Origin of the sequence: Streptomyces sp. NPDC086766, from assembly GCF_044746005.1 — a bacterium.
Lineage (GTDB): Bacteria > Actinomycetota > Actinomycetes > Streptomycetales > Streptomycetaceae > Streptomyces.
The window spans coordinates 178,270-199,152 of sequence record NZ_JBIVBI010000009.1 but is presented as its reverse complement, the minus strand read 5'-3'; the positions used below and the strand labels follow the sequence as shown (position 1 = coordinate 199,152).

At 73.9% G+C, this 20,883-nt stretch carries 17 protein-coding genes and 1 tRNA gene; 11 read left to right on the top strand and 7 right to left on the bottom strand.

All coding sequences use genetic code 11. From position 1 onward, the window contains the following. Positions 1 to 25: 25 nt before the first annotated feature. A tRNA-His gene (locus ACIPM1_RS19025) sits at positions 26 to 98 on the top strand. A 137-nt stretch (positions 99 to 235) separates the two neighbouring features. Here the strand turns inward: ACIPM1_RS19025 and ACIPM1_RS19020 are convergent. Further along, entirely contained in the window at positions 236 to 1,291 is a 1,056-nt protein-coding gene (locus ACIPM1_RS19020) for a LacI family DNA-binding transcriptional regulator (RefSeq protein ID WP_356192341.1), read from the bottom strand. A 369-nt stretch (positions 1,292 to 1,660) separates the two neighbouring features. Between ACIPM1_RS19020 and ACIPM1_RS19015 the strand changes: the two genes are divergently transcribed. From ACIPM1_RS19015 to ACIPM1_RS19000, 4 genes are all read left to right on the top strand, one after another. Then, complete coding sequence (locus ACIPM1_RS19015; RefSeq protein WP_402435887.1) at positions 1,661 to 2,986, top strand: extracellular solute-binding protein; 1,326 nt, start codon at positions 1,661 to 1,663, stop codon at positions 2,984 to 2,986. 5 nt (positions 2,987 to 2,991) lie between these two features. Further along, positions 2,992 to 4,005, top strand: a complete 1,014-nt coding sequence (locus tag ACIPM1_RS19010; RefSeq protein WP_402436113.1) for a carbohydrate ABC transporter permease — start codon at positions 2,992 to 2,994, stop codon at positions 4,003 to 4,005. 11 nt (positions 4,006 to 4,016) lie between these two features. Further along, positions 4,017 to 4,922 (top strand): carbohydrate ABC transporter permease, encoded by a 906-nt coding sequence (locus ACIPM1_RS19005; protein ID WP_402435884.1) that lies wholly within the window; start codon positions 4,017 to 4,019, stop codon positions 4,920 to 4,922. A 179-nt stretch (positions 4,923 to 5,101) separates the two neighbouring features. Further along, positions 5,102 to 6,547, top strand: a complete 1,446-nt coding sequence (locus ACIPM1_RS19000) for a GH1 family beta-glucosidase (protein WP_402435881.1) — start codon at positions 5,102 to 5,104, stop codon at positions 6,545 to 6,547. A gap of 142 nt (positions 6,548 to 6,689) precedes the next feature. Here the strand turns inward: ACIPM1_RS19000 and ACIPM1_RS18995 are convergent, their stop codons facing one another. The 3 genes from ACIPM1_RS18995 to ACIPM1_RS18985 all read right to left on the bottom strand — a co-directional run bounded on the left by ACIPM1_RS18995 (position 6,690) and on the right by ACIPM1_RS18985 (position 10,401). Further along, positions 6,690 to 8,186, bottom strand: coding sequence for a cellulose binding domain-containing protein (locus tag ACIPM1_RS18995; protein WP_402435878.1), 1,497 nt, complete (start codon positions 8,184 to 8,186; stop codon positions 6,690 to 6,692). A gap of 110 nt (positions 8,187 to 8,296) precedes the next feature. Beyond that, positions 8,297 to 9,700: a sensor histidine kinase gene (locus tag ACIPM1_RS18990; protein WP_402435875.1), complete on the bottom strand. Its 1,404-nt coding sequence runs from the start codon at positions 9,698 to 9,700 to the stop codon at positions 8,297 to 8,299. Beyond that, positions 9,697 to 10,401 carry a response regulator transcription factor gene (locus ACIPM1_RS18985; RefSeq protein WP_402435872.1) on the bottom strand — a complete coding sequence of 235 codons (705 nt, stop codon included), beginning with the start codon at positions 10,399 to 10,401 and terminating at the stop codon, positions 9,697 to 9,699. The genes ACIPM1_RS18990 and ACIPM1_RS18985 overlap by 4 nt, the downstream gene beginning before the upstream one ends. A gap of 139 nt (positions 10,402 to 10,540) precedes the next feature. Between ACIPM1_RS18985 and ACIPM1_RS18980 the strand changes: the two genes are divergently transcribed. Beyond that, entirely contained in the window at positions 10,541 to 11,062 is a 522-nt protein-coding gene (locus ACIPM1_RS18980; protein ID WP_402435868.1) for a hypothetical protein, read from the top strand. Positions 11,063 to 11,095: 33 nt separating this feature from the next. On the opposite strand, the gene ACIPM1_RS18975 is transcribed toward ACIPM1_RS18980, so the two are convergent. Both ACIPM1_RS18975 and ACIPM1_RS18970 read right to left on the bottom strand, forming a co-directional pair. Continuing rightward, on the bottom strand, positions 11,096 to 11,965 hold the full coding sequence (locus ACIPM1_RS18975) for a spermidine synthase (protein ID WP_402435865.1): 870 nt from the start codon (positions 11,963 to 11,965) through the stop codon (positions 11,096 to 11,098). 268 nt (positions 11,966 to 12,233) lie between these two features. Then, entirely contained in the window at positions 12,234 to 12,671 is a 438-nt protein-coding gene (locus ACIPM1_RS18970) for a hypothetical protein (protein WP_402436110.1), read from the bottom strand. 287 nt (positions 12,672 to 12,958) lie between these two features. Here ACIPM1_RS18970 and ACIPM1_RS18965 point away from each other — a divergent pair, with 287 nt between their 5' ends. Continuing rightward, on the top strand, positions 12,959 to 14,422 hold the full coding sequence (locus ACIPM1_RS18965; protein ID WP_402435862.1) for a hypothetical protein: 1,464 nt from the start codon (positions 12,959 to 12,961) through the stop codon (positions 14,420 to 14,422). A 499-nt stretch (positions 14,423 to 14,921) separates the two neighbouring features. On the opposite strand, the gene ACIPM1_RS18960 is transcribed toward ACIPM1_RS18965, so the two are convergent. After that, entirely contained in the window at positions 14,922 to 15,518 is a 597-nt protein-coding gene (locus ACIPM1_RS18960; RefSeq protein ID WP_402435859.1) for a histidine phosphatase family protein, read from the bottom strand. 211 nt (positions 15,519 to 15,729) lie between these two features. Here ACIPM1_RS18960 and ACIPM1_RS18955 point away from each other — a divergent pair, with 211 nt between their 5' ends. Genes ACIPM1_RS18955 through ACIPM1_RS18940 form a run of 4 tightly spaced genes read left to right on the top strand, consistent with a single transcriptional unit; the run spans position 15,730 to position 20,825 of the window. Next, positions 15,730 to 16,686, top strand: a complete 957-nt coding sequence (locus ACIPM1_RS18955; protein ID WP_402435857.1) for a phosphatase PAP2 family protein — start codon at positions 15,730 to 15,732, stop codon at positions 16,684 to 16,686. Continuing rightward, positions 16,637 to 17,839 (top strand): hypothetical protein, encoded by a 1,203-nt coding sequence (locus ACIPM1_RS18950; RefSeq protein WP_402435854.1) that lies wholly within the window; start codon positions 16,637 to 16,639, stop codon positions 17,837 to 17,839. The genes ACIPM1_RS18955 and ACIPM1_RS18950 overlap by 50 nt, the downstream gene beginning before the upstream one ends. Further along, on the top strand, positions 17,830 to 19,479 hold the full coding sequence (locus ACIPM1_RS18945) for a hypothetical protein (RefSeq protein WP_402435851.1): 1,650 nt from the start codon (positions 17,830 to 17,832) through the stop codon (positions 19,477 to 19,479). The genes ACIPM1_RS18950 and ACIPM1_RS18945 overlap by 10 nt, the downstream gene beginning before the upstream one ends. Further along, the gene (locus tag ACIPM1_RS18940; RefSeq protein ID WP_402435848.1) at positions 19,476 to 20,825 is read left to right on the top strand and encodes an AAA domain-containing protein; all 1,350 of its coding nucleotides are present in this window, start codon (positions 19,476 to 19,478) and stop codon (positions 20,823 to 20,825) included. The genes ACIPM1_RS18945 and ACIPM1_RS18940 overlap by 4 nt, the downstream gene beginning before the upstream one ends. Positions 20,826 to 20,883 lie beyond the last annotated feature (58 nt).

The following is a 20,883-nucleotide window of genomic DNA, read 5'->3' as shown; positions in this document are numbered from 1 at the left end:
GCCACCAAGCGAACCGCCGGTCATGGTGGGTGTAGCTCAGTTGGTAGAGCACCTGGTTGTGGTCCAGGTGGCCGCGGGTTCAAGTCCCGTCACTCACCCTGGTGGTCAGCCGGTGACTTCGGAAACGAAGTCACCGGCTGATTCATTTGTTGGCCCACGGTCCACGGCCCACGGCCCGACCCGCCGGGTGACCGGGCGGGGCCGGCCGCCGCGATCAGCGCGCCCGCCGCGACCCCTACGACGACGTACGCGCCACCAGCTCCGTCGGCAGCACCGCGTGCCGCCGCTCCAGCCCCCGGGAGACCGCCGGGCGGCGGTCCGCGATCTCCGTCAGGAGCAGGTCGATCATCGCGCGGCCCATCTCCTCGATCGGCTGGCGGACGCTGGTGAGCGGCGGGTCCATGTGGCGGGCTATGGCCGAGTCGTCGTAGCCGACCAGGGCCACGTCCTCCGGGATACGGCGGCCCGCCTCGCGCAGCACCTGGCGGGCGCCGGCCGCCGTCACGTCCGAGGCCGCGAAGACCGCGTCCAGATGGGGGCGCCGCTCCAGCAGCCGGGTCATCGCCCGGCGCCCACCCTCCTCGGTGAAGTCGCCCGGCTCGACGAGGAGTTCGTCTGCCTCCAGGCCGGCGTCGCGCAGCGCGTCCCGGTAGCCGTCGACACGGCGCTGGGCGCCGTAGACGTCCATGCGGCCGGTGATGTGCGCGATGGTGCGGCGGCCGCGGGCGAGCAGGTGCTCCACCGCCGAGCGGGCGCCGCCGTAGTTGTCGGAGTCGACCGAGGTGAGCGTCTCCCCCGCGGAGCGCGGACCGCTGATCACCGCCGGGATCTCCAGCTGGGCCAGGAGGTCGGGCAGCGGATCGTCGGCGTGCACCGACACCAGCAGCACGCCGTCGACGCGGTGCGCCGCCAGGTACTGCGCGAGCCGCCTGCGCTCCCGGTCGCTGCCCGCGAAGATCAGCAGCAGCTGCATCTCCGTGTCCGACAGCTCGGCGCCCACGCCGCGCAGCATGTCGGAGAAGTACGGCTCGGCGAAGAAGCGGGTCTCCGGCTCGGGGACGACGAGGGCGATCGCGTCGGTGCGGTTGGCGGCCAGGGCGCGGGCCGCCGTGTTGGGGACGTAGCCGAGTTCGGCGACCGCGGCCTCGACCGCGGCGCGGGTGGCGTCGCTGACCCTGGGCGAGCCGTTGATCACCCGGGAGACGGTGCCGCGCCCCACGCCCGCCCGCGCGGCGACCTCCTCGAGCGTCGGCCGCCCACCGCTCCGGCTCCGCGCTCCGTGGCTTGCCATGGGCCCCGCCTCTCCGCAGTCGTCATCACGCTGAGCTGGAATCTAACAGCCGCACCAGGGAGAGTGGCCGTCCGCGGGGTGCGCCGCCGCGGGCCACACCCCGGCCCGCACCGGCTCGCCTCCGCATCTCGGACCGGGTGCGACGGGCCCAGTTAACAGGCCGATAACTGAAGCCATCTCTGCTTGCCGACTCCCTTGACACCCCCGCCCGAACCCGCGAACCTTCAACACATCATTCGTGGGAGCGCTCCCACGGTACCTGGCACATACACAACCCGCACGTTCCCCGCCCGAGCCGCAGCGAGAACATTGGGGCCCAGCAGATGCAGTTGGCCGGGGGGTCGGCACGTCAGGCAACAGGAGGACGCAATGCGAGCACGTACCCGTACCGCCACGAGGGCGGTGGCCCTGGCGGCAGTCGCGACGCTGGGCGCCGGGCTGCTGGCCGGCTGTGCAGACGACGGCAAGAACTCGTCCGGCTCGTCGGACGGTGGCAGCTCGAACGGCAAGACCACGATCACCATGGGCCTCTTCGGCACCATGGGCTTCAAGGAAGCCGGCCTCTACACCGAGTACGAGAAGCTCCACCCCAACATCAAGATCCAGGAGAACGTCACCGAGCGGAACGAGAACTACTACCCGGCGCTCGTCAACCACCTCACCACCAACAGCGGCCTGATGGACGTCCAGGCCGTCGAGGTCGGCAACATCGCCGAGGTGGTGAACACGCAGGCGGCCAAGCTCGAGGACCTCTCCAAGGTCTCCGGCGTGAACAAGAGCGACTGGCTGGACTGGAAGTGGCAGCAGGCCACCACCCAGGACGGCCAGACCATAGGCCTCGGCACCGACATCGGCCCGATGGGGATCTGCTACCGCAAGGACCTCTTCCAGAAGGCCGGTCTGCCCTCGGACCGCGAGGCGGTGGGCAAGCTGTGGGCCGGCGACTGGAACAAGCTGGTCGGCGTCGGTGAGCAGTACAAGAAGAAGGCGCCCAACGGCACCGTCTTCATGGACTCCCCCGGCGGTCTGCTCAGCGCCATCCTGGGCAGCGAGAAGACGAAGTTCTACGACTCCTCCGGCAAGGTCGTCTACAAGACGAACCCGGCCGTGAGGGCCGACTTCAACTTGGCCGCGAAGGCCGCGCAGGAGGGCCTGGTCCAGCCGCAGACCCAGTTCCAGCCGGCCTGGGACCAGACCATCGCGAACAGCAAGTTCGCCGCGATCTCCTGCCCGCCGTGGATGCTGGGCTACCTCAAGGCCAAGTCGGGCAAGGACGCGGTCGGCAAGTGGGACGTGGCCGCCGCGCCGAAGGCCGGCAACTGGGGCGGCAGCTTCCTGACCGTGCCCAAGAGCGGCAAGCACGTGAAGGAGGCCGAGCAGCTCGTCGCCTGGCTGACCGCGCCGAAGCAGCAGGCCAAGCTCTTCGCCGTGCAGGGCAGCTTCCCCAGCGCCCCCGCCGTCTACGACATGCCCGCGGTGCAGAACGCGAAGAACGCCATGACCGGGGACAGCCCGATCGGTCAGATCTTCGCCGAGGCCGCCAAGTCCATCCCGCTCCAGCCGATCGGCCCGAAGGACCAGATCATCGGCGCCGGCCTGGGTGACAACGGCATCGTCCTGGTCACGAAGGGCAAGTCGCCCGAGGAGGCCTGGAAGACGGCCGTCAAGACGATCGACAACAACCTGGAGAAGTGACCGGTATGTCACCCCGGCACGACACCGCCGCGCTCCCCGTCAAGGACGGGGGCGCGGCCCCGGTCCGCCCTCCCGCGGCGATCGCGTCGCCAGCCGAGGCGAAGCGCCGCGACCGGTTGTCCCGCCGCTGGCAGCGGGACCTCCGCTGGAGCCCGTACGCCTTCGTCTCCCCGTTCTTCATGCTCTTCATCGCGTTCGGCCTGTTCCCGCTGGTCTACACCGGCTGGGCCTCGCTGCACACGGTGGAGCTGACCTCGCCCACCGACATGCAGTGGGCGGGCCTGCGCAACTACACCCGGATCTTCGACGACGACTTCTTCTGGAACGCGGCGAGGAACACGCTGACCATCGGCATCATCTCCACCGTTCCACAGCTGCTGATGGCGATGGGGCTCGCGCACATCCTCAACTACAAGCTGCGGGCGTCCACCTTCTACCGGGTCGTGATGCTCGCGCCGTACGCCACCTCGATCGCCGCCGCCTCCCTGGTCTTCGTCCTGCTCTTCGGCCGCGACTACGGCATGATCAACTGGGCGCTGCACCAGGTCGGCCTCGGCTCCGTCGACTGGCAGAACGACAAGTGGCCGTCGCAGATCGCGGTCTCCTCGATCGTCATCTGGCGGTGGACCGGCTACAACGCGCTGATCTACCTGGCGGCGATGCAGGCGATCCCGCAGGACCTGTACGAGTCGGCGGCGCTGGACGGCGCCAACCGCTGGCAGCAGTTCTTCCACGTGACGCTGCCGCAGCTGCGTCCGACGATCCTGTTCACCACCGTGGTGTCCACGATCGGCGCCAGCCAACTGTTCGGTGAGCCGCTGCTGTTCGACTCCATCAAGGGTGCCTCCGGCGGGGCCGACCACCAGTTCCAGACCCTGGGCGTCTACCTGTACGAGCAGGGCTGGGTCAACCAGCACCTGGGCCGGGCCTCCGCGATCGCCTGGACGATGTTCCTGATCCTCATCCTGATCGGGTTCGTCAACTACGTCATCTCGCGCCGGCTGCGCGCCAGTAGTTAGGAGAACCAGCCGTGACGACGACCCTGACGAATCCCGGCGCAACCGCACCGCCCGAGGCCAAGCGCGTCCGGCGGCCCAAGTCGGCGCGCGCCGGCGGCCAGATGCACGCCGGACCGGTGGCGTACGTGATCCTGGTGCTGTTCACCATCGGCTCACTGTTCCCGCTGGTGTGGAGTGCCATCGCCGCGTCCCGCGACAACGCCCGGCTGGCGCAGACGCCGCCGCCCTTCTGGTTCGGCTCCAACCTGATGCACAACCTGCGGGTCGCATGGTCGGATGCCAATCTGGGCAAGGCCTTCCTCAACACCACGATCGTCGCGGGGGTGTCCGCGGCCACGATCGTCTTCCTGTCGACGATCGCCGGCTTCGCCTTCGCCAAGCTGCGTTTCCGGGGCCGGGGCGCCCTGATGCTGATCGTGATCGGCACGATGATGGTCCCGCCGCAGCTCAGCGTGATCCCGCTGTACATGATGGTGGCCAAGCTGGACTGGACCGACCAGTTGCAGGCGGTGATCCTGCCCTCGCTGGTCAGCGCGTTCGGTGTGTTCTTCATGCGGCAGTACCTGATCCAGGCGCTGCCGGACGAGATCATCGAGGCCGCCCGAGTGGACGGCGCGAGCAGCTGGCGCGTGGTGTGGCACGTGGTGTTCCCGGCGGCGCGTCCCGCGATGGCCGTGCTGGCCATGCTGACGTTCGTGCAGACCTGGAACGACTTCCTGTGGCCGTTCCTGGTGCTGACCCAGACCGGAAACCCGACCGTGCAGGTCGCGGTCGCGGGCCTGGGCCGCGGCTACACCCCCGACCAGTCGCTGATCATGGCGGGCGCGCTGCTCGGCACACTGCCGCTGCTGCTGGTCTTCGCGATCTTCGGCAAGCAGATCGTCGGCGGCATCATGCAGGGGGCGGTCAAGGGCTGAACCTCCGCGGTGCGCGCCGCCGTACGCCTGCCGCGCACCGGGTACGCCCCAGGGGGCCGGGTCACCGAAGCCTCGGCCCCTTCTCCTCCGCCGCCCTCCTTCTTCCCCTCCCCTCCTCCCCCTCTTTCCTTCTCTCCCCCTATCCGTCGGTCCGAACGACCTCCTCTGGGAGCGCTTCCATGCCTGAGTCCGCACAGCAGGTGACCCCGGTGACCCCGGTGACCTTCCCCTCCTCCTTCCTCTGGGGCGCGGCGACCTCCGCGTACCAGATCGAGGGGGCGGTGCGGGAGGACGGCCGCACCCCCTCGATCTGGGACACCTTCAGCCATACGCCGGGAAAGACGGCCGGCGGCGAGACCGGTGACATCGCTGTCGACCACTACCACCGCTATCGCGAGGACGTGGCGCTGATGGCGGAGCTGGGCCTGAACGCCTACCGCTTCTCCGTCTCCTGGCCGCGGGTGCAGCCCACGGGCCGCGGTCCCGCCGTCCAGGTGGGGCTGGACTTCTACCGCCGCCTGGTCGACGAGCTGCTCGCCCACGGGATCAAACCCGCGGTCACGCTCTACCACTGGGACCTGCCGCAGGAGCTGGAAGACGCGGGCGGCTGGCCGGAGCGGGACACCGCGCTGCGCTTCGCCGAGTACGCGCAGATCGTGGGTGAGGCGCTCGGCGACCGGGTGGAGCAGTGGATCACGCTCAACGAGCCGTGGTGCAGCGCCTTCCTGGGCTACGCCTCCGGCGTGCACGCGCCCGGCCGCACGGACCCGCAGGCCTCGCTGCGCGCGGCCCACCACCTGAACCTGGCGCACGGGCTGGGCACGCAGGCGCTGCGGTCGGTGATGCCCGCCCGCAACACGGTCGCCGTCAGCCTCAACTCCTCCGTGGTGCGGCCCGCCTCGCAGAGTCCGGCGGACCTGGCGGCGGCCCGGAAGATCGACGACCTGGCCAACGGCGTCTTCCACGGCCCGATGCTGCACGGGGCCTACCCGGCCACGCTGCTGGAGGCGACCTCGTCCCTCACCGACTGGTCGTACGTCCACGACGGCGACCTGCGGAGCATCAACCAGCCGCTGGACGCCCTCGGCCTCAACTACTACACCCCGGCACTGGTGTCGGCGGCCGACGCGGGGGCGGAGGGCCCGCGCGCGGACGGCCACGGGGCCAGCGCGTTCTCGCCGTGGCCGGCCGCGGACGACGTGATGTTCCACCAGACGCCGGGCGACCGCACGGAGATGGGCTGGACGATCGACCCGTCGGGTCTGCACGAGCTGATCATGCGCTACACCCGGGAGGCGCCCGGCCTGCCGCTCTACATCACGGAGAACGGCGCCGCCTACGACGACAAGGTGGACGCGGACGGCCGGGTGCACGACCCGGAGCGCATCGCCTATCTGCGCGGCCACCTCGCGGCGGTCCGCCGGGCCATCACCGACGGCGCGGACGTGCGCGGGTACTACCTGTGGTCCCTGATGGACAACTTCGAGTGGGCCTACGGCTACGGCAAGCGGTTCGGCGCGGTGTACGTGGACTACGCGACGCTCGCCCGGACGCCCAAGTCCAGCGCCCTGTGGTACTCCAAGGCCGCCCGGAGCGGGGAACTCGCCCCGGTGGACGGCATCTGACGGCGGCAGCGGGCAGCCGGAGGTCCCGGCGTCCGGCCATCCGGGCAGCCGGGGCCTGCTGAACGGGGGGCGGGGCGCGGCACGAAGACCTAGGGGAGTGCCGCGCCCCGGCCGGGCGTGGGGAGTCCGGCTCCTCGACCGCTCAGTCGAAGGCGCCGAAGGCCTTCGAGAAGGCGAACTTCTCCTGGGCGACGGAGCTGCACGTCGCGTCGGCGGTGGGCCTGGGCCCGCCGTCGCACTGCTTGTCGCGGGTCGCCGACCACATCGACAGCGCGCCGATGCCCTTGGACCGGGCGAAGTTCACCAGCTGGGTGGCGTCGTCGAGCGTGAAGACCTCGGTGGAGACGTCGTTGACGCCGATCATCGGGGTGATGGCGACCGTCTTCCAGGCGGCGCTGTGGGACAGACCGAGGACACCCTTGATCTGGGCCTGGGTGGCGGTGGCGGCCTGCTCGGCGTAGGTGCCCATGTCGCCGCTGTAGGAGGCGCCGTAGTCCATCGCCATGATGTTGACGGCGGAGATCCGCACGCCGTGGGCCTTGGCGTCGGACAGCAGGTTCACGCCGTCCTGGGTCAGCCCCTCGGGCATGACGGGGAGGGTGAGGGAGACGTCCAGGCCGGGGTGCCGCTGCTGGAGCTCGGCGATGGCCTGCGCCCGGCGGGTGTTGGCGCCCGTGTTGGCCAGCGCGCCGCCCTCGACGTCGAAGTCGACCTTCGTCAACTTGAACTCGTCCACCGCCTTGCCGTAGGCGGCGGCCAGCGCGTCCGCCGAAGAGCACGTGGTCGCCAGCTCCGCGCCCGAGGCGCCGCCGAAGGAGACGCGCACGTCCCCGCCCTTGGCGCGCAGCGCGCCGATCCGGGCCGCGACACCGTCGCCGCCGAGGTCGGTCACTCCGCCCCACTTCGGGGTGCAGCCGCCGCCGTCGGTGACGAAGGCGAGGTTGTAGTTCTTCACGCCGGTGGCGCCGGCGCTCGCGAGCAGGTCGAAGGCCGGGTAGAGCGAGGTGTCGACGTACGGCGCGAAGCCTGCCGCGGCCTTCGTGCCGGTGCCGGTGGTCTGCGAGGGCGAGGGCGAGGGCGACGCGGTGGCCGTCGGGGTGCGGGTGGCGGTCGGCTTCGCGGTGGCGGTCGGCGTGCCGGACCGGGTGGGGGTGGCGGTGGGGGCCGGGGTGGCGGACCGGGTCGGGCGGCCGCTCGGCGCCGGGGTGGGCCCGCCGTCGACGGAGCACGAGGCGCCGTCGATACGGCAGCCGGCCGGGTCGCCGGTGCCCTCGACCACGAAGCCGACGGTGACGGACTTGCCGGGTGCGAGGCCACCGGTGTCCCACTTCGCGGGCTTCACGGTGACATGCCGCCCGCTGACGCTCGACTCGGCGTTCCACAGCGAGCCGAGCCTGCTGCCCGCGGGGAGGTCGAACTCCAGCGTCCAGTCCTTCTCGCCCTGGCCGGTGTTGTTGGTGACGACGTACTGCGCGGTGTACCCCGTCGACCATGTGCTGGTCTTCGTGTACGCGGCGCCGACGCCGGCGGCCTGCGCGATGCCGGTGAACACGAGCGCGCCGCCGCCGACCGCGGCCGCGGCGACGAGACCGCCGATCGCCTTGTTCCTGCCACTGATACGCCGCCGGTGCGTGCTCATCGCGTGCCTGCCTTCGCTGTTCACGGGGGGTGGGATGCGGCAGCACGCTAGCGAGGCGGAATCGGGCAAACGGCTTGAACGGGACGGCCGTCGAGGATCTTAGGGTGCGCTTAAGGGAGGGATCGGGGACGGTTAAAGGTCGAGACCAATTTGCCCGGCCGGCGGCGGCGCACGGCGCCACGGTGCCCCCGGCGCACCGGTTGCCGTCCGTCCAGCTGGATCCAGATCCGCACCTCCGTGCCGCCCAGCACCGACGAGCCGATCCGCACGTCACCGCCGGTCGCCTCGGCCAGCCGGCGCACTATGTCCAGGCCGAGCCCCGTGGAGCCGTCGGCGCCGGAGCCACGGCCGCGCGCCATGGCCGCCTCGGGGTCGGGTATGCCGGGGCCCGCGTCGGAGACGAGCACGATCACCGCGTCGTCGCCGTTGTGCACGTCGACCGCGAAGGCCGTGCCCTCGGGGGTGTGCCGGAAGACGTTGCCGAGCAGGGCGTCCAGGGCTGCGGCCAGGTCGGCGCGGGCGACGGGTATGCGCACCGGCCGCTCGACGCCGGCCAGCCGCCACTTGCGCCCCTCGTCCTCGGCGAGCGCCGACCAGAACTCCATCCGTCCCCGGACCACTTCGGCCGCGTCGCAGCCGGCGCCGGGTCCGGCCGCCGCCGTCTGCGGCTTGGCCTCCCGCGCGGTCCGGATGATGGTGTCGACCTCGCGCTCCAGCTGGGCGACCGCCTCCCGGGTCTGCTCGGCGGCGGTCCCCTCGCCGAGCGAGGCCGCGTTCAGCCGGAGCACGGTCAGCGGGGTGCGCAGCCGGTGGGACAGGTCGGCCGCCAGCTCCCGCTCGTTGGCCAGCAGCTGGACGACCTGGTCGGCCATGGAGTTGAACGCGACGGCGGCCAGGCGCAGTTCGGTCGGCCCCTCCTCGGGCACCCGGGCGCCCAGCTTGCCCTCCCCCAGGTCGTGCGCGCCCTCGGCGAGCCGCTGCGCGGGCTGCACCATCCGGACGCCCAGCCGGTCGGCGACGGCGACCGAGCCGACGACGAGGGCCACGCCGACCGCGGCGAGCACCGCCCAGGCCGTGCCGACGCCGTTGCTGACATCGGACTCGGGGACGTAGACCTCGACGACCGCGATCGCGCCGGAGCTGAGCGCGACCGGCTGCAGGAGCGTGGAGCCGCCGGGCACCTCGGTGGTGGAGGCGCGGCCCAGCTTCCGCACGGTCGCGATGTCCTCGCCCGCGGCGCGCCGGCGCCCGATGTCGACGGCCGCCCGGCCGTCGACCGCCGGGATGTGCACGGCCATCTCGGTGTCCGAGCCCGCCGAGGCCACGACCCGCTCCAGCTGATCCCGCTCGGTGGTGATGGACAGCGCGGGGGCGACCGCCGCCGCCCGCCGCTCGGCGTTGGAGAACGCGCGGTCCCGGGCCATCTCCTTGACCACCAGCCCCAGCGGGACGGCGAAGGCGACCACGACCATCGCGGTGACGGCCAGACAGACCTTGACCAGTGCCCATCTCATCGCGGCGGCTCCGCTCCCGGGGGCTCCAGCTTCACACCGACACCGCGCAAGGTGTGCAGATAGCGGGGCCGTGCGGCGGTCTCCCCCAACTTCCGCCGCAGCCAGGACAGATGGACGTCGATGGTCTGGTCGTCGCCGTAGGACTGCTGCCACACCTCGGCCAGCAGCTCCTTGCGCGGGACGACGACTCCGGGACGGCCGGCCAGGAAGGCGAGCAGGTCGAACTCGCGGCGTGTGAGGTCCAGGCGCGCCCCGTCCAACTCGGCCTGGCGCCGCAGCGGATCGAGGATCAGGCCGCCGACGCGGATGACGGTGGACGGCGGGGCGTCCCCGGCGCCGGAGCGGGAGCGGCGCAGCACGGCGGCCATGCGCGCGGAGAGGTGCTCGACGGAGAAGGGCTTGGTCAGGTAGTCGTCCGCCCCGGCGTTGAGCAGCCGCACGATCTCCGCCTCGTCGTCCCGCGCGGTGGCGATGATGACGGGGACGTCGGTGATGCCGCGCAGCATCTTCAGGGCCTCGGAGCCGTCCAGGTCGGGCAGTCCGAGGTCCAGGATCACCACGTCGAAGCGGAAGTGGGCGACCTCGCGCAGCGCCTCCAGTGCCGTACCGACGCTGCGCACGGTGTGCGAGGCGTCGGTCAGGTGCCGGATCAGCGCCGAGCGTACGAACTGGTCGTCCTCGACCACGAGCACACTTGCCATGCGCCGCACCGTACGCCATGCGGACGGAGCGGGTGCCGGCCTGTGGACAACTCCCCCTCGCCGCCCACGGCCTGTGGACAACCTCACCCCGACCGCGCTCGGGGGACACGGGTGGGACGGGTGAGGCAGTATGGCCGCGATGCGCAGAGGACTCGTTCACGTACTGGCGTGGTCGCTCGCCACGGGCGCGGCGGTCACGCTGTCGTGGTGGGGCGTCCACACGGTGATGGCGGGCACGGCCTACGACCCGCCGCGCGCGCTGCCGATCACGGCGGCCGGCGCGGCCGCTCCGGCGCCGGACCCCCGCGTCTCCTCGACCCGCCGGCCGGCCCCGTCGAAGAGCCCGCCGGCGCGGCCGGGCCGGTCGCCCCGCCCGTCGGCCCCCACCGCCACGAAGCCGGCGTCCCCCGGGCGCCCGGGCCCGTCCTCCGGCGATACGGGCCGGGTCAGGAGTTACGACACCGAAGGCGGCCGGGTGGTGCTCGACCTGGGCCCGGCCTCCGCCTCCCTGGTCTCGGCGACTCCGGGCACGGGCTGGTCGATGCAGGTGTGGAAGACCGAGTCCTGGATCCGCGTGGAGTTCACCTCGGGCGCCGACCGGGTGTCGGTGTTCTGCACCTGGCACGACGGACCGCCGCACGTGGAGGTCGGGAACTACTAGGCGCTGCCGGAGGCCGGGGGCGCCGGCGCCTGGTCAGCGGAAGACCGAGGCGGGCGGGGCCGGGGAGGCCACCGCGGCGGCGTCCGCCACCGGGGCGGCGCCGCCGGTGAAGTCCGTGAGAGCCCTGCCGTGCTCGACGCGGCCCGGATGCGGGTCGGAGGCGGCCCGGCGGGTCAGTTCGGCGACGGGCAGCGGCAGGTCGCAGGCGACGAGCACCGCGTTGCCGAACCGCTTGCCCCGCAGCACGGCCGGGTCGGCGACCAGTGCGAGCTGCGCGAACCGGGCGGCCGCGGTGGCGATCTGGCCGCGCAGATGGGCGAGCGGCGGCCCGTCGGCGAGGTTGGCGGCGTAGATGCCGCCCGGCCTCAGGGCCCTGCGGACCTCGTCGAGGAACTCCGTCGAGGTGAGGTGGCCGGGGGTGCGGGCCCCGCTGAACACGTCCGCGATGACGAGGTCGGCCCACCCCTCCGGAACCTTGGCCAGTCCCTCCCGGGCGTCCGCGGAGCGCACCCGGATCCGGGCGTTCGGGTCCAACGGCAGCTCGCGGCGGACCAGTTGCACGAGGGCGGCGTCGCGCTCGACGACCTGCTGGGTGGACCGGGGGCGGGTGGCGGCGACGTACCGCGCGAGGGTGAGCGCCCCGCCGCCGAGGTGCACCGCGTGGACCGGCTTCCCGGCGGGGGCGGCGAGGTCGATGACGTGCCCGAGCCGCCGCTGGTACTCGAAGGAGAGGTGGGCCGGGTCGTCGAGGTCGAGGTGCGACTGCGGTGCGCCGTCGATCAGCAGGGTCCAGGCCCGCGCCCGCTCCCGGTCGGGTATGAGTTCGGCGAGCCCGCCGTCGACCTGCTCGACGACGGCTTCGACGGCGCCGCGCGCGCGGCGGGCGCTCCTGGACTTTCCCACCACACCATTATCGGGGGCCCCGAAGGCGGCGGCGATCGGCGCCGTGGGCGGCCGCCGCCGGCACCTCCCCACGGCGGCTCTCCGCGACTCGGCGCGGACGGTCCGCCACTCGCTGACGGCCGCGCGCGGCTCTGCGGAAGCTGTCGCGACTCGACCGTGCCGGTGCGCGACTCGGCGGAGGCGGTTCGCGACACGACCGCGCCCGTTCGCGGCACGACGGAGGCGGCTCGCGACTCGATGGCGGCGGCCCGGCGGGCCGCCTCCGCGATTACCAGCAGCGGTCCGCGGCCTCGATCACGCGCGCCGCCTCGCCCAGGGCGCGCCTCAGCACCGCGGGGTCCGTCGCGGGATCGGCCTCACCGGGCGGCAGCAGCCAGTCCGCCCCCCGCACCACCGGTTCCGGGGCCAGCCGGAGCCCCCGCCCGTCGGTCCCCGTGCACGTGCTCCCCGGCACGTCCCACCCGGCGGCCGTGCCGGCCGGGACCACGAACCCGAGCGTGTCGCCCCCGCCGTCGTGCAGTACGGGCCCGACCGCGTCGCCGGCGCCGCGGCGCAGGATGTCCACCGCCTCCAGCCCCTGCCGCGCGGGCACCGTCACCAGGTCGCACGCGGCCTGCGCGCCCGGCGGCCCGTCGCTCGGCGCGATCGGCAGGGGCCACGCCACCGCCGACGGCACACCAGGGTCGACGCTCTGGTCGGTGTCCATCCGTGCTTCCCTCACGGAACCCTCCTCGTGGACGAGCGGGTCGGGAGTCCCGCGGCTCCCGGTCCACGGGGTACAACGCGGCAGCGCGTCAACGGCTACGGCGGAAGTCAGCCGTAAAGGATGGCAGTTCATGGCAGATCGTGGGTGAGATATCCGGTTTGTAGCCAAACACCGCATGGCGGACCAGATGCAGCAGGTACGTTCTTGCCCGCCGGAACCAAGGGTGCCACTCGGACAACTCACCCCGAAACCGGCACGGTTCGACGGTTCGCAGAGAGGGCCCGGCCATGGCGTCGTCAGCGGTGACCTCGTCCCAGTCTCCTCGGCCACCGCGGCCGAATCTCGCCTTCCGGCGGCTGCGCGGACAGCGCTCGCCGGCGGAGTTCGCCGCGGCGGTGCGGCGGGCGGCCCACGAGATCGGCGAGCGGGTCAGTTGTGACGCGCGCTACATCGGCCGGGTCGAGGCGGGTGAGATCCGCTGCCCCAACTACGCATACGAACGGGTGTTCTTGCACATGTTCCCCGGCAGCACGCTGGCCGACCTGGGGTTCGCGCCGCGCTCGTCCGTGCGCGGACGCGGGGCGCGCGCCTCCCTGGACGACGCGCCCCCCTCGTGCACCACGAGCCCCGCCGGCGCCCCGCATGAAACGCGAGGGGCGACCCACCCGTATGACACGCAGAACACGCACGACCCGTACCACCCGTACCACCCGCACGAAGACCACGAGGAGAGCGACGTGCTGCGTCGCGCATTCATGACCCGCGGGGGCGCCACGGTGGCCGCCGCCTCGCTGGGCCCCCTGGGGCTCGCCTTCGACGCGTCGGCCGCGGACCGTCCCGTCCGCCGCGCCGGCTCGGGCGAGGCGAGCGCCCTCGAAGAGGCCGTCCGCAGGATCCGGTTGCTCGACGACCGGCACGGCGCGGACGGCCTCTACCGGCGCGCCGCCGCTCCGCTGCGCGCCGCCTACGCGCTGCTCGACGCCGGAGCCACCCGGCAGACCACCGCCGACCGGCTGCACTCCGGCGCCGGTGAACTGGCCATCTCCGTCGGCTGGCTGGCACACGACTCGGGGCGCTTCGACGACGCCCGCTCGCACTACGCGGAGGCGCTCGCGACCGCCCGGATGACCGGGGACGCGGCGCTGGAGGCGCACGCGTTCTGCAACACGGCTTTCCTCGCGCGGGACACCGGACGGCCCCGGGAGGCGGTGCGGGCGGCGCAGGCGGCGCAGCGGGTCGCGCGCGGGCTGGGCTCCGCGCGCCTGATGTCGCTGCTCGCGCTGCGCGAGGCGGGCGGCTGGGCGGGGCTGGCCGACCGCACCGCGTGCGAGCAGGCGCTCACCCGCGCCCAGGCGCTGTACGAGCGGGGCACCTCGGACGCCGACCCCGAGTGGATGAGCTTCTACGGCGAGGCCGAGCTGGAGGGCCTGGAGGCGCAGTGCTGGTCGACGCTGGGCGACTGGCCGCGGGCGGCCCGGCACGCGCGGCGCGCGGCGCAGCTGCAGGACCCGCACTTCACCCGGAACATCGCCCTCTACACGGCCGAGTTGGCCGACGACCTCGCGCGCGGGGGACGTCCCGACGAGGCGGCGACGGCCGGGATGCGGGTGCTGGACCTGCTGGAGGAGGTCCAGTCGTCGCGCATCCAGACGATGCTGGCGGGCACGGCACGGGTGCTGTTGCCGCACCGGCGGGCGTCCGGGGTGTCCGTCTTCCTGGAACGCCACGCGAACGCGCCGCGGACGGCGTGAGCCGCGAACCCGGCGAGCGCGCCCCGCACGGCGCGCTGCGGTGCGCACACAGGTGCGCAGCCCCCCGGCCCCGGGGTGCGGCGGCGGGCGGCAGACGAAGGCCGCGGGCCGCGGGCCGCGGGCCGCGAGGAGCAGAAGCCGACCGGCAGGCGGGAGGCCGCGCGGGGCGCGGGCAGCAGACGGCGGGACGCGGGCGGCGGACGCGCCGGACTGCGGACTGCGGACTGCGGACTGCGGACTGCGGACTGCGGACTGCGGACTGCGGGCGGATGGCCCGCGATCGCAGAGTTCAGCGTCCGGAGCGCGCGGCACACCCCCCAGCGCCGGGCTCGACACGGTGGCGCCGATCAAGGAGTGACGCCCGCTCCGCGCCAGGCAGGCGCACCACCGGACCGGCCCACGGGCGCACCACCGGACCGGCGCTCTGGGCGGCCCGCCAAGCGGCAGGCGGGGCAGGCAGGCGGGGCACGCAGGAGGGGGGCCGGGCGGCCCCCGGGTGCTACCCCGCCAGGTGCCCCAGGTCGTTCCAGCTCTCGATCGCCGGTTCGCCGTAGGCCCAGCCGAGGACGGACAGGGACGTCGGGTTGAGCCGTATCCGGGCCGCGAAGTCCAGCGGGAGGCCCAGCCAGCGCGCGCCGATCGAGCGCAGGATGTGCCCGTGCGCGAAGACCAGCACGTCACGGTCCTCGGCCCGCGCCCAGGCCACCACCTCGTCCGCGCGCGCGGTCACCTCGGCGAGGCTCTCACCGCGCGGAACGCCGTCCCGCCAGATGAGCCAGCCGGGCCGCTCGGCCTTGATCTCCTCCGGCGTCATGCCCTCGTAGGCGCCGTAGTCCCACTCCATGAGGGTGTCCCAGTGGGCCGCGCGGTCGCCGAACCCGGCGAGTTCACACGTCTCGCGCGCGCGTGCCAGCGGGCTGGTGCGGACCTCGACCCCGGGCAGGCCGTCGAACGGCGCCCGGTGCAGTCGCTCGCCGAGCAGCTTGGCGCCCCGCCGGCCCTCCTCGAGGAGGGGGACGTCGGTCCTGCCGGTGTGCTTGCCGGACAGCGACCACGCGGTCTGTCCGTGCCGGGCCAGCAGGATGCGCGGTGCCATGAAGAAGACCTTCCCGGGAATGAACGTGCGGTGGAGTCCTCCCATCATCGCGCACGCCCCGCGCGGGCAACCCGGGGGGCGATCCCGGCGTCTATGAGGGCCGGGGGCGCCCCTCCGCAGGCGGCGCATACACCGTAAAGTGACACGTCCGGCCGGGCCGTACCGGGCGGCGGGGGACATCGATCACATCGATCAGGGGGAGGGGCATCGGATGCTTCAGACCGAGGCACCGGGCACCGGGACGGCCCCGCGGATCCGGCTGCGCTGGTGGACCGAGCTGCCGCTGATCGTGCTGGTGTACGGGTGCTACTCGGCGGGGCGGCTCCTCGCCCGCGGCGACGTCTCCTCCGCCGTCGGCCACGGCCTGGCGATCCTGCGCGCCGAGAAGCTGCTGCACCTCGACGCCGAGCACCCGCTCAACCGCCTGTTCACGCGCGAGCCCTGGCTCGGCGTCCCGGCCGACTTCTGGTACGCGTCGCTGCACTACCTGGTCACGCCCGCGCTCCTGGTGTGGCTGTTCAGGACGCGCCCCGGGTTGTACCGCACGGCCCGCACCTGGCTGATGACGTCCACCTTCATCGGGCTGATCGGCTTCACCCTGGTGCCGACCTGCCCGCCCCGCCTGCTCTCGCCGGGCCACGGCTTCGTGGACACGATGGCCCAGTACAGCTCGTACGGCTGGTGGGGCGCCCAGGCCAGCGCCCCGCGGGGCCTGGGCGGCATGACGAACCAGTACGCGGCGATGCCGAGCCTGCACGTGGGCTGGGCGCTGTGGTGCGGGGTGATGCTGTGGCGCCACGGCGGCACGCGGACGGCGAAGGCGGCGGGCGTCGCCTATCCCCTGCTGACCGCGCTCGTGGTGATGGGCACCGCGAACCACTACTTCCTGGACGCGGTCGCGGGCGTGGCCGTGATGGGCGCCGGGCTGCTGCTGGCGCCGTACGTGCTGCGCGCCGCGGACCGGGTCCGCGCGGCGATGCCGGCGGCCCCGGTCACGGCCGTCGCGGGCGCCGCTCCCGTCGCGGGTTCCCCGATTGTCAGTGGCGGATGCCAGACTTCCCCGGGTGAGCGAATTCCACGGCAGCGCGAGTCGCGGTTCGGCCCCGGAGCCCAGCCGGGTGCCTCCCCCACGGACGCGGGGGACGGCGCTCCGGCACCGGCTCGCTGAACTGCGCGGCCCCGGCGTACCGGCCAGGGCGCTGGACGCCCGTGCCCTCGCGGCGCTCGCCGCGAACCCGGGCTGCAGACGGCGCGCGATCCTGGACGGCGCGGGGGTGGACAAGGCGGCGCTGGCCGGCGCGCTCGGCACGGCCTCCGGCTTCGGGCAGTCCCAGTTCGCCTTCATGCGGGGCAACGCGTTCGAGGCGCGGGTCAAGGCGGACGGCGGCGCGGAGCTGCTGCGGCTCGTGCACCGGACGCTGGACCCGGGCGCCGAACCGCCGGTGCGGGCCCAGGTGCCCGACCTGACAGCCGCCGGTCCCGAGGGACGCGCGGCGCGTACGGCACTGGCGCTGCGCGAGGCGACCGGCACGGGCACCCGCACGGGCACCGGCGCGTGGACGCTGCTCGACCACCCGATGCTCGCGCTGGACGTGGCGGGCTCCCCCGCCTTCCTGGAGCCGGACGCGGTGGTGGTGCACCCGGACGGCGGCTGGACGGTCGTGGAGATCAAGTCCTTCCCGATGCTGGACGGTTCCGCGGACCCGGCGAAGGTGGGCGCGGCCGCCCGGCAGTCGGCGGTGTACGTGCTGGCGCTGGAGGACGTCGCCGCCCGGCTCGACCCGGCCCCGCCCGTGCGGCACGAGGTGCTGCTGGTGTGCCCCAAGGACTTCTCCAACCTGCCCACCGCCTCCGCCGTCGACGTCCGCAAGCAGCGCGCGGTGACGGCCCGCCAGCTGGCGCGGCTGACGCGCGTCGAGGACATCGCCGACGCGCTTCCCGAAGGGATCTGCTTCTCCCCCGAGTTGCCGAGCGACGAGCTCACGGCCGCGGTCGAGGCGGTCCCGGCGGCGTACGCGCCCGAGTGCCTGGCCGCCTGCGAGCTCGCCTTCCACTGCCGCGCACGGTCCCGCGATGCCGGCGCGGTGACCTCCCTGGGCCGCTCGGTCCGCGCCGAACTGGGCGGCCTGACCACGGTCGACGACGTCCTGGCGGCGGCCCACGGTGAAGCGGGCGACCCGGACGACCCGGCGGTCGCGGCGCTGCGCCGGGCGGCCGCCCTGCGCGCGGAGGCGCTCGCGACCGCCGGACACCGCCCGCCGGGCACCGCCGGGGACGATCCGTCCCGCGCCGGCGGCCGGGAGGTGGCCCCGTGTCGCTGATCTCCACCCTCGGCCGGCTGGAGGCCGTGCGGTCCGGGCGCGCCCAGCCCGCCGCGACGGTCCGGCACCGGCATCTGTCCGCGCGCCCGCTGGTGTTCGTGCCGCTGACCACCGCCGGTGAGGCGGGTGCACCGCTCGGGGCGCTGGTCGGCACGGACCGCGCGGCGCCGCGGCTGCTGGCCGTGCCGCAGCCGCGCGACCGCGACCTGAGGTTCGCGTTCCTCGCCGAACTGGCGGACGTGGTCCTGCCGTACATCGACGCGTACGCCGGGACGGTCGAGGCCGCCGAGCGCAGCGAGACCGACCCGGAGACCGGCAAGCGGGTCAAGGTCGAGGTCGAACTGTGCTCTGATGCGCCCCAGTTGATCGTGCCGAGCCGAGCGGGCATCGACTTCGTACGGCTGCTCGGGCGTTCGATGCGCTTTCGGCGCACCGCAGAGCAGGAGCCGGAGGCGCCGCATCCGGCCCCGCCCCGGGTGCCGCTGCTCGGGCGGTGGCTGACCCACTTCGGCGAGCGGGCCCGGGTGCCCGGCTCCTCGCTGCTGCTGGCGCTGAGCGACGTCCTGGCCAAGCACTGGATCACCGGCCAGTCCAGCCTGGAGGACCAGCACCTCGGAGCCCTGCTGGCCTGGATCGCCCCGCCGGAGGGCGCATCGGGGGCGGAGGCCGCGCTGCGGGCGGAGCTCGCGCGGGACGCGGACGGGCAGTTGGTGTGCCCGCCCGCGGGCCCGGCCACCGACCCGGCGTTCGACAACAAGCTGCTCGCCCCCGCCATCGAGCGCTACGACCGTGCCCGCACCGCCCTGGCCGCCGCCGAGGACGGGCTGGAGGCGGACGACCGGCTCGGCGCCCTCACCGCGGCCGAGCGCGAGATCCGCGCCCTCGTCGAGAGCCGTACGCGTCCGGCCTGGGACGCGGTGTGGGAGGGGCTCGACCTGCTGCGGGCGCTGCCCGAGGGGGCGCATGTCGAGGAGCGGTGGACGCGCGACCGCTGGTCGTTCACCGGGCACCGCGACCGCGTCCTCGCCGGGGAGCCCCCGCAGCCGCGCCACGACGACGCCGTCACCGCGGCGAACAAGCTCGCCACCCGCGAGCGCGAGCAGGCCCGCCTGGAGGCGCAGGAGGCGCTGGACGATCCGCTGGTGATGGCCGGGCGCCGGCTGGCCGGGGAGGCGTTCGCCGGCGAGGTCACGGACGTCGTCATGGCGTACGGCGAGGGCAAGCGCCCGAGCCCGCGGCCCCTGGTCACCGTGCGCACGGACGACCGGCCGCACCTGGGCGAGCGCGCCAGGGTGTACCGCTCGCTGGGCGGCAAGCCGCAGTCGGCCGAGTTCGTCGGGTACGCGGACGACGGGGCGGACGGCGCGGAGGCCGCGGAGGGGGCCGCGGGGGCGGACGCCACCGGCGGCGCCCTGGTCGTCCTCCGCGTCCTCGACAAGATGGGCCGCGGCAAGGAGCCCGAGGCCGGGTCCGTGCCGGAGAAGGGCGACCGCCTCTGCTTCACGCTCTTCGAGCACGAGCAGCGCGGCGGCGCGAAGCTGCCCGACCCGGAGCAGACCCCGTGGACCCACGGCGGCCCGCCGGGCGAGGCCGCCGCGCCCGAAGCCGCCGACCCGGTGACCGAGGAGGACGCCCTGTGACCACCCACGCCCGGGAGACCCCCTTGGACCCCGGCGCGGCGGCCGCCCGTGCCACCGAGGCGATCCTCCAGGACACCCTGCACGGCGCGCACCGCGGCGTCGTCGTGGACTCCCCGCCCGGCGCCGGCAAGTCCACCCTCGTGGTGCGCGCGGCGCTGGAACTGGCCGCCGCCGGGCGCCCGCTGATGGTGGTCGCGCAGACCAACGCCCAGGTCGACGACCTGGTCTCACGGCTGGCGGAGAAGAACCCCGAGCTGCCGGTCGGACGGCTGCACAGCAGCGACGCCGACGCCTACGACAAGGCGCTGGACGCCCTGCCGAACGTGCGGAAGTCGGCGAAGGCCGCCGATCTCACCGGTCTGGACGTGGTGCTGTCGACCGCCGCGAAGTGGGCGCACGTGAAGACCGACGAGCCGTGGCGGCACGCGATCGTGGACGAGGCCTACCAGATGCGCTCGGACGCGCTGCTCGCCGTGGCGGGGCTGTTCGAGCGGGCGCTCTTCGTGGGCGACCCGGGGCAGCTCGACCCGTTCTCGATCGTCGGCAGCGAGCAGTGGGCGGGGCTGTCGTACGACCCCTCGGCCTCCGCCGTGACGACGCTGCTCGCGCACAACCCCGAGCTGCCGCAGCACCGGCTGCCGGTGTCCTGGCGGCTGCCGGCCTCCGCGGCGCCGCTGGTCTCGGCCGCGTTCTACCCGTACACGCCGTTCCGCAGCGGTACCGGCCACGGCGACCGGCGGCTGGCCTTCGCGGTGCCGTCGGACGGCTCCGGCCCCGACCGCGTGATCGACGAGGCGGCCGCCTCCGGCTGGGGCCTGCTGGAGCTTCCCCCGCGGCACACCCCGCGCACCGACCCGGAGGCGGTGCGGGCGGTGGCCGCGGTCGTGCGGCGGCTGCTGGACCGGGGCGGCGCGACCGCCTCGGAGCGGTCGCCGGACCCCGCCCCGCTGACCGCCGACCGGATCGCCGTCGGCACCGCGCACCGCGACCAGGCGGCGGCCGTGCGGGCGGCCCTGGCGGAGCTGGGCGTCCCGGACGTCACCGTGGACACGGCGAACCGGCTGCAGGGCCGGGAGTTCGATGTCACGGTGGTCCTGCACCCGCTCTCGGGCCGTCCCGACGCCACCGCCTTCCACCTGGAGACCGGCCGTCTGTGCGTGCTCGCGTCCCGGCACCGGCACGCCTGCGTCGTGGTGTGCCGGGCGGGGGTGAGCGAACTGCTGGACGAGCATCCCTCGACCGAGCCGGTGCAGCTGGGAGTGACGGTGAAGTTCCCCGACGGCTGGGAGGCCAACCACGCGGTACTGGCCCACCTGCGGGAACATCGCGTGGCCTGGACGCCTTGAGACCCGGGGCGGACCCGGCCCACGCCGTGCCGCTGCCCGGCGCACGTGCCGGTGGCAG